Raw genomic sequence first — 15,637 nt, 5'->3', positions numbered from 1 at the left:
CCCTTAGCTTGTGTCCTAGAGTATTCCTTATGAAGGGTCTATTGCGTTGGGCTAACCTTGATTTTTACTTTTTCATAAAACTTAAAACAATGATATTACTGCTATGACTGAAACTGCCTCTCAACCCGTTAATCATTCTGTTCAATCTGCACCGACAGATCTAAAGCAAAGTTCGTCTAGTGCTACGCCAAATGAGTTGCCACCGGCGGTACGGGTGGCATTGGTAGGCGAGCATCTCATCGAAGCCTCTGCGGGTACCGGTAAGACCTGGACCTTGACTGGGATTTTGCTGCGCTTATTGATTGAGGCTAAGCGTGCTCCTGAGCAGATCATTGCTACGACCTTTACCCGAGCCGCAGCAGCAGAGATGCGCCAACGTGTGCATGAGCGCCTGCTTGATTTTTTCCAAGTCCTACAATGGTTAAATAACCTACAAGACAATGCGGACTACGAGCAAAATTTGTATCCTGCCGCCTTACAGATATTGCCAGACACTACGGAAGACAGTAAGCAAAATAAATCGGCTAATAAAAGCGCTGAACCTCGCGCAAAAGTAAATAAAAAACTACCGAAAATAAGTCGTAGCGAACGAGCGGCACTTATAAAAGCACGTGAGGATTGGCTAAAAGAGCAAGCGCAGCTGACTGGCATGAGTGACCGTGTGGATGATCCTATTAATCTACATTTGGTAGGGTTTTTATTGGATAACGTGACGACTTACCCTCTATCTGATGCTATTCGACGCACCGCCTTGGTACTGACCACTTTGGATAAGTTGTTTGTTGGCACTTTGGACAGTCTGGCGCAAAAATGGCTGTCAGAATATAGCGCGGAGACCGGCTATCGCAAAGGTATGGGCATCACTGAAGATATTGAGGCGGTCACGGACGGTATCATCCATGATGAGCTGCGGCGCTTTCAAAGTAAGCTTTATTATGAGCAGCCTAAGATTTATCAATTGCTACAAGAGAAAGGCAAGATAACCACTATCGATAACCACCGCAAAGCCGTGTCTAAGGCTTTGACTTTTATTTCTGCGCCTATTGATGAGGTGTTTTTAGGTGAGTTTTCATTAGAAAGCTACGAAACTTTAATCTCAAACGTCATAAAAAACAGTCATGAATTGCATGCTTATTTTGATCCAAGCGGTGAATACTATGGAGATGTTAAAGGTCAACTCTCAAACAATAGGCACAGTTGGGCAGACCTAATAAGGGATTTAGAGAAATACGGTATTGCGGCGTATCCTTACATCAATAAAGATAAATATAAGAATAAATTAATAGAAGCTTTTGGCAAAACAGACACTCTTTATTCGCAATTTTATAAAAACGCACAAGGTGAAATAGCAAATAACGCTTTTAATGAATTGGATTCTGTTGAGCAATTCAAAAGGTATATAGAGCAAAGTGAAAAACTGGATTTATATTTAGCCAATATCGTCACCAACCTTAACCGCAATATCGCCATAAAAGTAAGAGAGAGGCTGGCAAGTATCCTAGAAGAGCGTAACGAGACGACGTTTACCCTGCAGATGGTCCGTTTAAACCAAGCCTTATCCGGTAGACAAGGGCATAAACTCGCGCGCTATATTCGTCATCACTATCCTGTGGCGCTGATTGATGAGTCTCAGGATATCAATGGCGAGCAGGCGCAGATGATCGAAAGGATTTATCTGCCTAGCGAGACCAATCCTAATCCGACCCATGAAGAGCTGATCAAAGGCGCTAATATTGCAAAATTAGAGGGCAATGATAAAGAGAAAAAGATAAGCACTTTCTTGTTGTTGGTAGGCGACCCTAAGCAGGCGATTTACGGCTTCCGTGGCGGCGACGTGGCCAACTATAACTATATGAAAGCCAAATTCCCCAATAGTATTATGACGCTAAATCTAAACCGTCGCTCCAACGCATACCTAATCGATGCGCTAAATCATTGGTTTGGGTGTCCTGCACCGCTGACTACAGCAAGCGAGGACAGTTCAGACTTTGAACTAATGCCTTCTGATGAAAATAGCCTAAGCAATTCAAGGTCTAATGCCAACTCTCTATCGGAACTTGGCGAAAATATTCACTATCAGTATATTGAAGCCCATAATCAAAGTACCAAGCTGTCTTGGCAACTATTGGGAGAGTCTGCAGCTGCTACTAATAGTACTGAGGTAGAGAATCATAAACAGACAGCAGACACATCGCTAGCGCCTACCATGCAGGATTTATTGCCTACGCAGCCAGTCACTGTCATTCATCTGCCCAAAGATGACAATGATTATGACGAAAGCGAGGCGACGGCTTACCATATTGCCGCCTTGCTTGAGAGCCAGCAAACTATCGATGGGCGTCCGATTCGACCCAATGATATTGGCGTGCTTGGTAGAAGAAAAAAAGAACTAAAACAAATTGAAGATTATCTCACCAAACTGAAAGTGGCTACCTTAAGCACCAGCGAGGTTAGCATTTTTGAGACCACGATGGCGGCAGATTTAGTGGCGCTAATGGAAGCCATGCTGCGCTCTTACCGCCGCGATACTATCAATAGGGCACTGACGAGCCAATTTTTTGGCTTAAGCTTGCGGCAAGTCAAAGCCATGATGTTAAGTCATGACCAAAGCGGTGCAGCAGACAATGATTTGACGGTGGCCGCTGGGTCTAGTGACGTCACTAATAAAGACAGGAATTCACAACGCTACCAAGACTTTATTACCCATATTAAAGAGGCGGCAGAGCGTTGGCAAAAGCGGGGCATTCTACCGGCATTGCATCATTTATTAGGCAATAGTCCTATCCATCCCAAAGGCGCTTGGCAAAGTTTAGCCGCATTACCCGATGGGGAGCGCCATATTATGGACCTGCGTCATTTATTGGATATCTTGGCGCAGTACAGTATGAATATGGGCGAGCATGAGCTGTTGTCTTGGTATAAGCAAAATATGGAGACTGCGCCTACGGGCGATTGGGCAACGCAGCAGCCCCTGCCGACTGAGTCTGGCGTGCAACTTATGACTATCCATAAGTCTAAAGGGTTAGAGTTTCCCATTGTTTATGTGTTAGGTATGGATGCCGACAGTCCTGAAGCCGGCTTGCGCGAGGATTACGGTCTATATTTATATAATGCACAGCAGTTACAGAACCCTGCATTACAGCCGTCCGCGAATACGCCTACTAATGTAGCGGAAGAAGCGATAGGATGGCAGCGTCAATTGTCTCCGGTTAAAGGCAAGCCTAATGACGAGAATTTTTTTACGAATATAGAAACGATAGAAAACTATAGTGAGCGTAAACGTCTGGGTTATGTGGCCTTTACTCGGGCGAGTGAGCAGCTTTATATCGTCTTAAAAGACCTCTCTAAGAAAACCAGGTTGACGAGTAGACCCGCGTTTTTTTGGCTTGGTTGTGAAGATAAGGAGTTGGTCTTACCGGAACGATTGCAAACACAAGTGGGCTGGCTCGATGGCAGTAAAGTCTTTACCTATCATGACCTGCAAAAAAATTCCCGAGATAAATCAGCACCAGCAGCAACTATGCCAAACGGTGAGGCTAAGCGCGTTACGCCCATTCAATATCCTGATTTAGATCAGTTGATGCCCGATAAGTTCTTTTATGGTTGGGCGAAGACCAGCTTTACGGCTTTAGCGCGCCAACTTAGCGAGCAGAGCCAAGATTTGGCGGTTATGGATGAGCGGGTAGATGATGACCTGTATATTGCCCCAACTTGGAATAATACGGTTAACTCACAAGATACGGCTCAATTTGCGGGGCTGAAGCCAGTGGAGGATATTCGCTTTAGTTTTGTCAAAGGCGCTAATGCAGGTACCTTCCTGCATGAAATCTTTGAAAAAATAGATTTTACGGAACAGACGCTATGGTCAGCCGTCATTGATAAGGCCATTCGTGACTATCAGCTGCCGATGAGTTATGCCAGTAGCGCTCAGCAGCAGCGTCAGATAGATAATAAAAACAAGGGTAGCGAGAATAAAGTAGCGCCAAGAAATAAGCAACAAAACCAACCGGATGATTCAACCCATAAAGACTTAATAGGATGGATAGATGAGGTGTTAGCGACTCCGTTATTGGCGTCCAACCAATCTTTAAGAGCTATTCCTACCAGCCATCGCTTTGCTGAATTAGGGTTTAATATGGGGCTGTCAGAGACTTTCCGTGCGGAAAAGTTGAATGATATCTTTCAACAATATTTACCTGATGAGCCCGATAAACATGTGGTGCTAACCAAGCACAATATTCCCCACCTATACCGCTATCTACGTGGTGAGATTGACTTGGTTTATGAGCACGTAGGCAAATATTACGTGGTGGATTATAAGAGTAATTATTTAGGAAATAGCCTAAGCGAATACAATGAGCAGACCTTAACGGAAGCGATGAGCAAAGCTGGTTATTGGCTACAAGCCGCTATTTACCAAGTGGCGCTGCATCGTTTCTTAGCAATTCGCATCAGCGACTATGTGGGTAATGAAGAGAAATATCTTGGTGCGGTGGAGTATGTCTTTTTACGCGGTACGTTAGCGGTGCCTAGTGACGGTGAAGAGGAGGGTTCTGCGATGGCAACCCAACAGCGCTTTGGTCTCGTTAAATGGGATATCCCCATCGACTTTATTAAAGCGTTGGATGCTGCCTTTGGTAAGCCTTCTCGCTAGGGGCAAAAGTGGTTTGCTCTATTACTACAGATGCAGGTTATTAATTAGGTAAGGGTAGGCTGGCGCTTTAGCCCAGCTAATTAAACAGATTTTGCAGTGATATAGCTGCTGCCGCTTATCCGTTATTTAACGAGTATTAAACCCACCATTATTAACTTAGCTTTTATTAATTAAATGCTTATAAAAATCAGTGGCCCTATTATGAAAACAGTCAATAACAAGACCAACCCCAATACTGCCAGCCAGGTAACGCAATCGTGGGCACATACGGTCAGCGATTATTTATTGCAAAGAAGACTACAGAATCAACGAGCCTATGAAACCGCGTTTGCAGGGGAGGGCAGTGCTGTTGGTGCTTCTATAGAGAATGAGCAGCACGCTGAGCAAAAGCACGCTTGGTTATTTAAGGCACTATTTATCGCTTTAGCACAGCAATTAGAAGAAGGGCATACGGTATTAACCCTGAGTGCTGATGATAGCGGTAATGATAGCAATACGTCTGCTATTTTATATGCTTGGCAACAACAACTGGTAATGATTTTGCTGTCTCCTCTGACAGAGTATATCGATCAAGCCATGCTAACCGTTGCAGAGCAGACTATGCAAAACGAAGGGGGTAATACCACTACTGAAAATAGCCTAAGTAGTAATGAGTCAATCCCCCTTTTATTAGCACAATGGCCACAAGTTGTTATGCAATTAGCATTACCGCGAGAAGACCATAAAGTACTGACGGAGCGCTATAAGCTAGGGCGTAAGTTATATGAATATTTTCAAAGCAGCAATCAGCTAACGACCAGTATAGAAAATAGCCTAAGCAAATTTATTCAACTCATTTCCGAGAATGACCTATTTACCACGGCAATTAGCAAAGAATCAGCACCCATCCGCTATCAAGACCTTGATAATAAAAATAGCCTAAGCATAACTTTATGGATACAACGCACTTGGCAAGCAGAGCATACATTAGCACAGCGCATCCAAAAAATTAGCAGCTATCAGATTGAGCCATTGCCTATTGCTATTAATCCCGATCTTAATGCAGAGCAGCAAGCAGCGATTGAGATGGCTAATAATAGCGCCTTTAGTATTATCACTGGCGGTCCTGGTACAGGGAAAACCTATACGGTAGCGCAGCTGGTTATTGCCCTAAAGGACACGCAGCATCAGGATAAACTGCCTAAGCGTGCTACGAAAGATAAAAGCGCTAGCTTGGCTCTCTCTGCACCCACGGGGAAGGCGGCACAAAGGATGCAGGAGTCGTTACAAGCGGCTCTAGATGCAGCCGGCGTGAGTATGCAGTTGCAAGAGGCGAAGACCATTCACCGCTTACTCGGTATCGGGCAGAGTGGCCGGCCGCGCTACCATACGGACAATCCTTTGAGTGAAGATATTGTGATTGTTGATGAGGCTTCCATGCTAGGAGTCGAGTTAGCAAACCACTTGGTCAGTGCCATTAAACCGGGCGCTAGGTTGATTCTATTGGGAGATGCCAATCAGTTGGCTGCCGTCGATGCTGGAGCAGTACTGGCGGACTTATGCCGTATACCGATGTTGCAAACGATGCATAAAGAGTTGACAGAAAGTCGCCGTTTTAGCAGTGATTCAGGGATTGGTAAGTTAGCCGTACAGATTAATAGTGCTAAGACGGATATGCCGAGCATTTGGCAATTATTAGCAGAAGATGAAGCTTTAGCTTTTCAATCAGTAAGATCTCGAGAAGATGGTATTGATAGCAATATGAGTGAGGGTAATATTTACGATACCGCCAATATTACTATCAATCAAAATATAAATAGCCTAAGCAATTATAAAATTCTTAAAAACCTCTCAAATAGCTATCAAAACTACGTAAATAAAATTAAGAATTCACTACAAAAGTCAAAATTAGCAAAATCCATGCCTAAAGTTGACTATGAAACCTTTGTGAGTGAATTGCTGACTACCCTCAATCAATTTCGTATCTTAACCGCAGGGCACCACGGTCGTTGGGGCGATCATGCCTTAAATAACTACTTAAGTGATTGGCATATCAGTGAATTAAAGCTGCCAGTGTCCAATAGTCCTTGGTTTCATGGTCGTCCGGTCATGGTCTTACAGAACAGCTATGAGCTCGGCTTATTTAACGGAGATATTGGTATTTGTTTGCAGACCGAGCAGGGGCTCGAGGTGTTTTTTGAGAATAAACAGCAAGGTATCGCGGTTAATTTGTTGAATGACGAGATGATTGCTACGGCTTATGCGATGACCATTCATAAATCACAGGGCTCTGAGTTTGAGCATGTAGCGATTACTTTTGATGATAGCAATATGCGATTGCTAAGTAAGGAGCTGATTTATACGGCGGTGACACGTGCCAAAAAACAGGTAAGTATTTACAGTACACCGACGGCTTTTGCGCGAGCGATTAGCACCCCAACTGAGCGCCAGACAGGGTTGGCTTTGCAGTTTGCTGAGGAATAATTAGTAATCTGCCTTTTTTATTGATAATTACTAATCAATAATTGATGGCTAAGCCAATAGGTGTAAATACTATACGCATAAAAAAGCACCCAAATAGGGTGCTTTTTTATAGCGCAATCACAGACTACATTTTGTCTTCTTTAATGGCATAGATGCCAGGCAGATGACGCAAATAGCCGTGGAAATCCATACCACAACCATAAACATAGCGATCAGCAACATCTAAACCAACGAAATCGACATCGAAGTCGTTTACTTTGCGGTCGTGTTCTTTATTTAACAACACACAGCAGTTGATTGACGCTGGGTTTTCAACGCTTAACTCATCAACGATAGCTTTTAGCGTAATGCCTTCATCAAAAATATCGTCGATCAATAAGATATGCTCACCTTCTAAAGACACATCTGGGCGATATTTCCAAACCAGCTCGTTAGTGCCTTCGTTACCACGATAGCGCGTCGCATGAATATAGTGCATACGATGGTAGAAAGTCAGATGAGTCAGCAGCTGTCCGGCTGGGATTAATCCACCGTTCATAACGACCATAACGATAGGGTTAAGGCCTACATAATGTAGATTTAAGGTAGCCGCAAGACGCTCATAAGCCGCAGCCACTTCGATGCTGCTGATTAGACATTCTGAATTGCGCAGGGTCTGTTCGATTTCTTGATTACTGATTTGAGTCATGGAATATGCCTTGCATTGAAAATGCTGCTTATTTTACCAAGAATTGCGCAACAAACCCAACAACATCGTCGCTAAATTACGTATTTATTCATTAATTTCGACAATAAAGGGACGATAGAACTCTGCTAGGCGGTTTAAAGAGTCATCTGGCAGCTGCGGAAACAGTTTGTTGATGGCCATATCGAGACCTTTATTGATAGCCGCTTTAGCTACTGGCACCGCTTTACGTTTAAACATACCCAATTTTAGCGTAGCAGTAAAGCGAGTGATGAAGTGATCTAGGACTTCATTATTCATGATTTGCAGACCATGTTTGAATTTATCAATGTCTACAGACTCAGGCGTTACTGCCGCAAAACTGGCGTTAATTTCTTTGGCGCTCTCTTCTGGCAATTTGAGACCAATACGGCGCTCGCCCGCATTATCAATAAATAAGGACTCATCTTTTAAAAAGTTGAAAGTAGGGATGACGTCGGCACTTTCATCTTTACCCAACAATACCTTGAGCAAAGTCTCGGTAGAGCTCTCAATAGAATGCACGATTTTGCGCATAGAGGCTTGACGCTCTGGACTTGGAATGACGTCGATTAGGCTCACCAACAGGTTATCGATAATCTCTCTTGCAATCTGCTGAGCGATATCATTGCGATAAGGGTAGTAGTCGACATCTGCGCCGTTGGTTATGAGCTCATCTGCTTCATTGAGCATGGCATCGAGTTTCTCTGAAGGTTTAAAGCCAAAATAATGCGCCATTTAAAATTCCTTTTAAGGTCACGATAAATAATTAGGGGTTCATTTAATTACGAGTGCTAAAGTCAGTCTACTAGCATTCACTGTAAATACGCTACTATCTAACAAAATTACTTTCTAATCAAGTCGATTATAGAAAATTTTTGGAATGAATCGTTGCGGACCGCGATTATATGATTATTTAGTCCTAAATATCATTAACTTTTGCATTTAATTAGCATTATTCGTTTGAAACCATGGGTTTTCAGCAATAATATTGCTAAATTATCAACCTTTGTAAGTTTATGTTGAATGGCTCTGCATATCATAATACACTTAGCGGCAACGGTATTTTGCCTATAATGGCGACTGATGGCTCTCAATTATGAAAAATAACAACCCTACTTTATTGTCCCCTCCAAAACCTTTATATAGCGTTCTGTTTATCAGTATTGCCGCTGCCATGCTCGCCGGCTGCCAATCTACGAGCGGTCATGCTAACAGCAGTGCTAGTAATGCGGCGACCATCAACGATGCCAATTATTTAAATCGTGTCACTGCCAATACCAGCGCTTATCAAGCTCTATTCGTGGAAGACGATAATAATGGGGATGTGAATGCGCATCGTCGCCTGTTGCAATCTTTGCACCGTCATTTGACTAGCGATCATGTGGCCGTGACACAAATGCGCCATCATGCCGTACCTTTCATTAAAGAAGACAGTGTGGATGCCTTATCTGACAGTCTATTACGTACCGTGTTTGAGACCTTTGCTAAAAAACTCGATGACGAAGACTATAGCGATGGCTCCTATGATTCTGATGAAAACAGTTCTGATGAAGACAGTTATGAAAAGCCATACCGCGATGCAGACCGTTACTTAGCAGAGCCGACCGCCTTATACCTAAACTATATCGATGAAGATAACGATAGATTGCCGACTGATAATTATAATATTGATAGACAGACGGGAATGTCAGACGATTTTGTGGCCGCTACGGACCGCGCTATTGCTTATGTGGACAATACCAATGATTGTGTGTTGGATTATTCCTATGAATTAGATGGTCTAGTAGAGGCCAATCCTAACTTAACGACCAACTCCAATGCAGTTAAACCGCTCAAAAAAGCCTACAGCGACTGTCTGACGGAGACGAAATCTAGTTATAGTGATATCTTAACCACCGCTACAGGCTATCAACAGCAATATATCACTGCTCAGAATGCTTGTGTCCAACAGTTTGATCGTAATTTGAACGATATGCTCAGCCCATCAAGATCCACCAAAAAAATGGATTATGACTTATACGATAGCGTATTTAAAAGTTACGACGTCTGCTATGACCGGGTAAATAATCTGCATGTGCTGGAGCCCGCTGCTTATATCTCCTATGGCTTAACAGAAAACCGCTTAAATCATCAACAAGGTTTGGTAGCTTGTGCAGGTAACCTAGAGTCAGCCCATAAGACACTGGGACTAGCCGGCAAAACCTATAAGAATGCGCCACAAGCCTACGCCGATGCGTATTATGAGTTTTCTGCTTGTGAAGCTGAGAGCTATAACCAAGTCTACTACGCAGATGAAGTAGCAAGTGCCGCGGTCATGAGAGCCGACGCCGATGCTGCCGCAGAAGATTATGCAGTTGACTATGTTCAAGACAGCAGTGTTCAAGAAGATAGTAGCGAAGAGTATATGGCTGACGACTCTGATGTTGCAGAGGACTATGCTACAGAAGACTATGATTCTGAGGATTATGAGGCAGATTCAGATACCGAAGACGCGGGTCGCTATGGCGGCATGAACGAATACTCTGGGGTAGTCGGTCAAATGTTTAATTGGTTTAAACGCACGCCAGCGCAAATTGCAGCGTCTAATCAATATAACTATCAGTACTTAACCTTAAATAGCGTTAGTAAATTTAATGCTAAAAATAAGCAGCTCGATAGTGTCTATAGCTATGACTTTGTCTCTCCAACGATGCTGTCCTCTATACAGCTGCCAGTGGGTATCAACTTTAATGCTGCTCAAATCACGGTTGATCCAAGCGCCGTATTGCCTATCATCGCGCTCGCCAAACCTGATAGTGCTCCTTTACCTGAAGAGATGAGTGCGAGTACCGTCCGCTTTAATATGCCGGAAGAATTAGCTACGCAACTGCCCGCCAATGTGATCTACGATATTTTCGTGGATGCTATCGAAAAGAGCATGGGCAATCTAGATAGCGAGTACTTCACTGCGGTAGATATTTCCCAAGATGCTTATGCCAAACAGATTGGCGCTACGAAAGCTATCAAGGTCAACTTTGGCAGCAAGCAAACAGGTGAGATGGTCGGCGGTATCATTAAACATGTGGCACAGAGTTTAGAGGATTATGTCGCTGCACATCCTGAGCAATTTCCAGAAGAGTCCAGAATTAAGGCCAGTATCGACAAATGGCAAGAGTACAATAGCCACTATCAAACCAAAGATGCCGGCTCTATTTTGCAATTAATAGAAGCCGTCGGACCCATCTCTTTTAATAGAGTCAATTACTACTACCTAGATAACTCGGATCGCCTATTGGGCAAGCAGGTACGTACGCTAGTGGGAGGCGATTTATTAGGCTCAAAGTCTACTTTCTTAAGTCGAACTCGCTATGACCAAGCCAGCTTTAGTCAGCATCCTTTAGCGCCACTATTCAGCCAATCTTTTGCGCCATCTGCGACCACCCCAATCGATGGTAATGCTTGGCTACAGGCAACTAAAGATAAGCAATATAAATTAGAGCAAGCCCGCTATGCTCGTTATGACTATGAGCGCGAAAGCAGTGGCAACGATGACACTGATGATTATAGCGATGAAGGCAATGCTGACTATGCCGATTATGCGAAAGAGGCAGCAGTAGCAAATACGACCCTTAACGAACCCTCAGAGTATGAGCGCAGAACCATAACAAGCGTGAGTAAACCTGCAGTAAAGACAGACACGACTAATGATAATAATGATGCGGTCAGCGCTGATTAACACCTTTAAGGTTAATAGGATATTTATAATGCCATTACATGACTCTCGCCAGCGCTCGGCTCTAAAAATACCAGCCAATATTGCGGCTATCTCAGCACTAACTTTGGCACTAGCGGCCTGTCAGACCACGCCGATAACGTCAAGCAGCCCATTGGCTAGCAACTCTGCTAACGACAGTAAAAATGCTGCTTTGGCCAAAAAGACCATCGCAGACACTTGGCAAAAGCAACGCACTCGTACTTATGCTTATGAAACGTCTATCGAAGTCTCGAACCAAAACTATCAAGCTGCATTAGCGAAAGCGACTCCGCAGCAGTTAGCAATGGCAGAGACAGCAGAAAATCACTGTGAATACGTGCATGACCAAGCCTATGTGGCTTTGATGACCCAAGCAGAAGCGCAAGGTATGGCAGCAGATGATGAATCTTTTACTCCGCAGCGCGAGGCCTTAAAGACCAGTTACTTAGACTGTGATCAGGAGTATCGTGCTTGGGAAAAGGCTAGGGGTGATGGGGCTACTGAAGCCGCTTGGTATGACGATGAAGAAGATAGCCAAGTGGATGATACCGCAGAGGCCGTAGCAGTTGCCGCCACAGAAACGGTAGATGCAGCTACTGAAGAAAATGAAGAAGATGCAGCTACTGAAGAATCAGAAACCGAGTTTTTACCGGGCTATGACAATACTCACACGCGCTTATCAGTCAAAAAAGCCAAACTGTTAGAGGCCTATTTGCTCAAGCCTATGACTATCAGCGCACAAGGGGTGTATAAGCCTTTTGCCGGTGCTATAACAGCACTGCCTACCTTTCAGTACCAAACCCGCAATCATGTCTCAGCCGTTAACCAACCTATTTATATCGATGCGCGCAACGGCGATATCTATTTTTGGGCAGACAACTTTGCTTTAGCTATATCAGAGTCTCTCGATGACAAACTTGGGACGACTTGGCAAAACAAATGGCTCAAACTGTCTCTCAATGACGGTAGCCTGCCAGCGGGCTTTGGTCGTGACTTAATCAAAAGTCACTTTACCGCTCTAGATGCTGCGCTTGAGTCCGCACCACTGCAAGAATTTAAGTTCATTAGCCCCGCACAGCTCAAGACATTGACGCCACCATTAGCTCCGAAGCATCTGCCGATTATGCTCACGGCGCAGACTATTGCTAGCCAAGAGCAAACGGACAGCGCCAGTGAGGCAGCCAGTAATCTATATTTGCGTCATTTATATGACCAGCTGACGCAAAAATATCCAGAACTGATTGCTGAAGAAGACGCTGCTGATGCCGAGGTGACGAATGACTTGGATGACGCCAGTGAAGCTGGCTTAGAAACCAATGTAGAAAGCAGTTTCGAAACCAATTTAGAGACGGGAGCAGACGAGGCAGAGTCAAACGCAGCCATGTTCACCAGCAAAGCTATCGTCAAACAAGTCCTTAGCTTGATTAAAGCGCATTTAGAAGAGGCCGCTACTACTCAAGATACTCAAGCCGAAAAACAATTAGCAACGGCTCAGGACGCTAAAAAAGTGTTGAATAACGCTGCACCTACCAAGATTCAATATGCGAAAGTATCGGCTAGCCCTGACCAAACTCCTTTGACGGCCGTCCAAAGCCTCTATGGCTATAATGGCAACGGTCAATTGTTATGGAAAATGCAGCGGGCACAAATGCCAAAACAAAATAGCCTTGGGGTGGAGACGGGCGAGGGCTTAACCATAGATGCTTTAACTCACTATAAAGCCCTATCATCCATGCCAATAGCCTATCCAAACTTGCCAGCAGCAGCACAAGTACCTACGGCTAGCAATAGCGTGGATATTAAAGCCTATAGCAAGTCGTTGAGTGAGTATTATGACTCAGGAGAGGGTACGGAGATTGGTAAAACCATCTTTGGTATACTGTCTATGTATAAGACGATGGCGCGTGCTCAAATGCAAGGGGTTAGCAGCGATTATGAAGATAGCGATTATGAAAATAGTGATGCCGATGCCGCTGAAGCAGTGGGCGCAATTGATGCAGTCGGTGATGATTTAGAATACGAATAAAGGTTATATTATCAAGCTTGATAACCTTATAAATGCTATTAGACAAGTTCTGATAGCATTTTTTTATAATTTACCTATAATAATCGGCCAATAAAGCATACTGATAGATATTATATTGTTATACTGGTTCGGGTAACATTTGCAGCACCACAGTTACCTATAGCAACTTACAGCAACATTCCTCGTTTCAAACCATAGTTTGACAAAATACTGCTCTATTACCACCTCACAATCCATCACACTTATAACTGTTGTTATTCAAGGATGATGCGTTTTATACAATCTAGGGAGAGATAAATGAACAGTGCCATTGTGCTCTTGTTTGGTGTCGCTGCGATGATTTGCGGCTATTTATTCTATTCAAAATTTATTGCCAAAAAAATCTTGGGGCTAGACAACAGCATACCCACGCCAGCCCATACGCTAAAAGACGGCATCGATTATGTGCCTACCAATAAATATGTCCTTTGGGGCCACCACTTTACGTCGGTAGCGGGTGCTGCACCCATTATCGGTCCGGCTATTGCGGTCATCTGGGGCTGGGTCCCGGCCATTATCTGGGTCGTCTTAGGGACGATTTTTATGGCCGGTGTCCACGATATGTCCGCAGTCTGGGCAAGTATTCGTAATAAAGGCCAGTCTATTGGCTCAATCGCAGGCTCCGTCATGGGCACTCGCGTTCGTACCTTAATGATGATTGTCATCTTCTTATTGCTGCTCATGGTCAACGCCGTCTTCGGTGTGGCTATCGCTAATATGATGATCAAGACCCCTTCATCGGTACTGCCTGTTTGGGGTGCGCTAATCGTAGCCGCTATTATCGGCCAGTGTATCTATCGCTATAAAATGAGCTTGCCTTTGGTGTCTATCATCGGGGTTGTGGCGCTATATACGCTGATTTATCTAGGGCCTATGTTCCCGATCGTACTGCCCGAGACCTTTATGGGGCTGCCCGATAATGCTATGTGGATTATCATCCTATTCGCTTATGCGGCCATTGCGTCATTACTGCCGGTTTGGATGTTGCTCCAACCCCGCGATTACATCAACGGTCTGCAGTTGTTCGTTGGTCTAATCTTGTTATATGGTGCTATCTTTATCGCTACGCCAGATATTGTCGCGCCAGCCATCAACCATAACTTGCCGATGGACACTCCGTCTATCATGCCACTATTGTTCGTGACCATTGCGTGTGGGGCCATCTCAGGTTTCCATGGTCTTGTCGCTACAGGTACTACCTCTAAGCAGATTGATAAAGAAGAAGATGTCCGTTTTGTCGGCTATTTTGGTGCGGTCGGCGAAGGCATGCTAGCTTTAGGTGCTATTCTAGCTGCTACAGCAGGTTTTGCGACTCTGGCAGATTGGGAGGCGGTCTATCAAAAATTCGGTGACGGCTCAATCGGTGCCTTTATCGATGGTGGTGCGACTATCCTAAATGCAGGTGTTGGTATTGATATGGTGCTTTCACAAACCATGCTGACCGTAATGGCAGCTCTATTTGCGGGCACTACGATGGATACCGGTGTGCGTCTACAGCGTTATATCTTCCAAGAATTTGGTGAAATTTACAACCTGCCCGCCTTAAGAAAAGGTACTGTGGCGACGTTCTTAGCCGTGGCTACTTGTTTGCTATTGGCTTTTGGTGCCGGTGGTATCGATGGTTCAGGTGGTATGATTATCTGGCCGTTATTCGGTACGACCAACCAGTTAATGGCTGCGCTGACCTTAATGATTGTGACCGTAATTTTGCTACGTAATGGCAAAACCATTTGGTACACTTTACTGCCGTTAACTTTCTTGCTCGTCATGTCGGTTTTCGCATTATTAATTCAATTAAAAACGTTCTATGTCGATGGCAACTGGTTATTGGTCATCATGGATTTAATTATTCTGGTCGCTACTATTCTAGTGACTTTTGAGAGCTTCTCTGTGCTACGTCGCGAATGGCGTCAACATAAAAAAGCTAGCTAGTCTCTAGAATAGGTAAGCACTTAGATATTCATAACGATAGAAGAAACGCTGGCAGTCGCTGGCGTTTTTCGTTAGGGTGATATG

Annotated in this window: 7 protein-coding genes; 5 read left to right on the top strand and 2 right to left on the bottom strand. The window is 44.3% G+C overall.

Translation table 11 applies throughout. The features are described from left to right. Positions 1–103: 103 nt before the first annotated feature. Both ACZ2XM_RS08450 and recD read left to right on the top strand, forming a co-directional pair. The gene (locus tag ACZ2XM_RS08450) at positions 104–4,654 is read left to right on the top strand and encodes a UvrD-helicase domain-containing protein (RefSeq protein ID WP_490589363.1); all 4,551 of its coding nucleotides are present in this window, start codon (positions 104–106) and stop codon (positions 4,652–4,654) included. A gap of 201 nt (positions 4,655–4,855) precedes the next feature. Continuing rightward, on the top strand, positions 4,856–7,117 hold the full coding sequence (gene recD / locus ACZ2XM_RS08445) for an exodeoxyribonuclease V subunit alpha (protein ID WP_490589364.1): 2,262 nt from the start codon (positions 4,856–4,858) through the stop codon (positions 7,115–7,117). Positions 7,118–7,241: 124 nt separating this feature from the next. On the opposite strand, the gene ACZ2XM_RS08440 is transcribed toward recD, so the two are convergent. After that, positions 7,242–7,805 carry a hypoxanthine-guanine phosphoribosyltransferase gene (locus ACZ2XM_RS08440; RefSeq protein ID WP_490589365.1) on the bottom strand — a complete coding sequence of 188 codons (564 nt, stop codon included), beginning with the start codon at positions 7,803–7,805 and terminating at the stop codon, positions 7,242–7,244. A gap of 84 nt (positions 7,806–7,889) precedes the next feature. Next, positions 7,890–8,558 carry a hypothetical protein gene (locus ACZ2XM_RS08435; RefSeq protein WP_490589366.1) on the bottom strand — a complete coding sequence of 223 codons (669 nt, stop codon included), beginning with the start codon at positions 8,556–8,558 and terminating at the stop codon, positions 7,890–7,892. Positions 8,559–8,919: 361 nt separating this feature from the next. On the opposite strand from ACZ2XM_RS08435, the gene ACZ2XM_RS08430 reads away from it, so the two are divergent. The 3 genes from ACZ2XM_RS08430 (at position 8,920) to ACZ2XM_RS08420 (ending at position 15,553) form a co-directional block, all read left to right on the top strand. Further along, entirely contained in the window at positions 8,920–11,538 is a 2,619-nt protein-coding gene (locus ACZ2XM_RS08430) for a hypothetical protein (RefSeq protein ID WP_490589367.1), read from the top strand. 28 nt (positions 11,539–11,566) lie between these two features. Next, positions 11,567–13,582 (top strand): hypothetical protein, encoded by a 2,016-nt coding sequence (locus ACZ2XM_RS08425; protein ID WP_490589368.1) that lies wholly within the window; start codon positions 11,567–11,569, stop codon positions 13,580–13,582. 297 nt (positions 13,583–13,879) lie between these two features. Next, complete coding sequence (locus tag ACZ2XM_RS08420) at positions 13,880–15,553, top strand: carbon starvation CstA family protein (protein WP_490589369.1); 1,674 nt, start codon at positions 13,880–13,882, stop codon at positions 15,551–15,553. Positions 15,554–15,637 lie beyond the last annotated feature (84 nt).

It is taken from the genome of Psychrobacter sp. CoH-33_TS_01 (assembly GCF_058189395.1).
The sequence above is the reverse complement of the archived record's forward strand: the minus strand, read 5'-3'. Positions and strand labels throughout refer to the sequence as shown.

Excerpts from the sequence above, each read along its gene's own strand:
- ACZ2XM_RS08425 (WP_490589368.1), top strand. The coding sequence starts at position 11,567 with ATGCCATTACATGACTCTCGCCAGCGCTCGGCTCTAAAAATACCAGCC.
- ACZ2XM_RS08450 (WP_490589363.1), top strand. The coding sequence starts at position 104 with ATGACTGAAACTGCCTCTCAACCCGTTAATCATTCTGTTCAATCTGCA.
- ACZ2XM_RS08420 (WP_490589369.1), top strand. The coding sequence starts at position 13,880 with ATGAACAGTGCCATTGTGCTCTTGTTTGGTGTCGCTGCGATGATTTGC.
- ACZ2XM_RS08440 (WP_490589365.1), bottom strand. The coding sequence starts at position 7,805 with ATGACTCAAATCAGTAATCAAGAAATCGAACAGACCCTGCGCAATTCA.
- recD (WP_490589364.1), top strand. The coding sequence starts at position 4,856 with ATGAAAACAGTCAATAACAAGACCAACCCCAATACTGCCAGCCAGGTA.
- ACZ2XM_RS08435 (WP_490589366.1), bottom strand. The coding sequence starts at position 8,558 with ATGGCGCATTATTTTGGCTTTAAACCTTCAGAGAAACTCGATGCCATG.
- ACZ2XM_RS08430 (WP_490589367.1), top strand. The coding sequence starts at position 8,920 with ATGAAAAATAACAACCCTACTTTATTGTCCCCTCCAAAACCTTTATAT.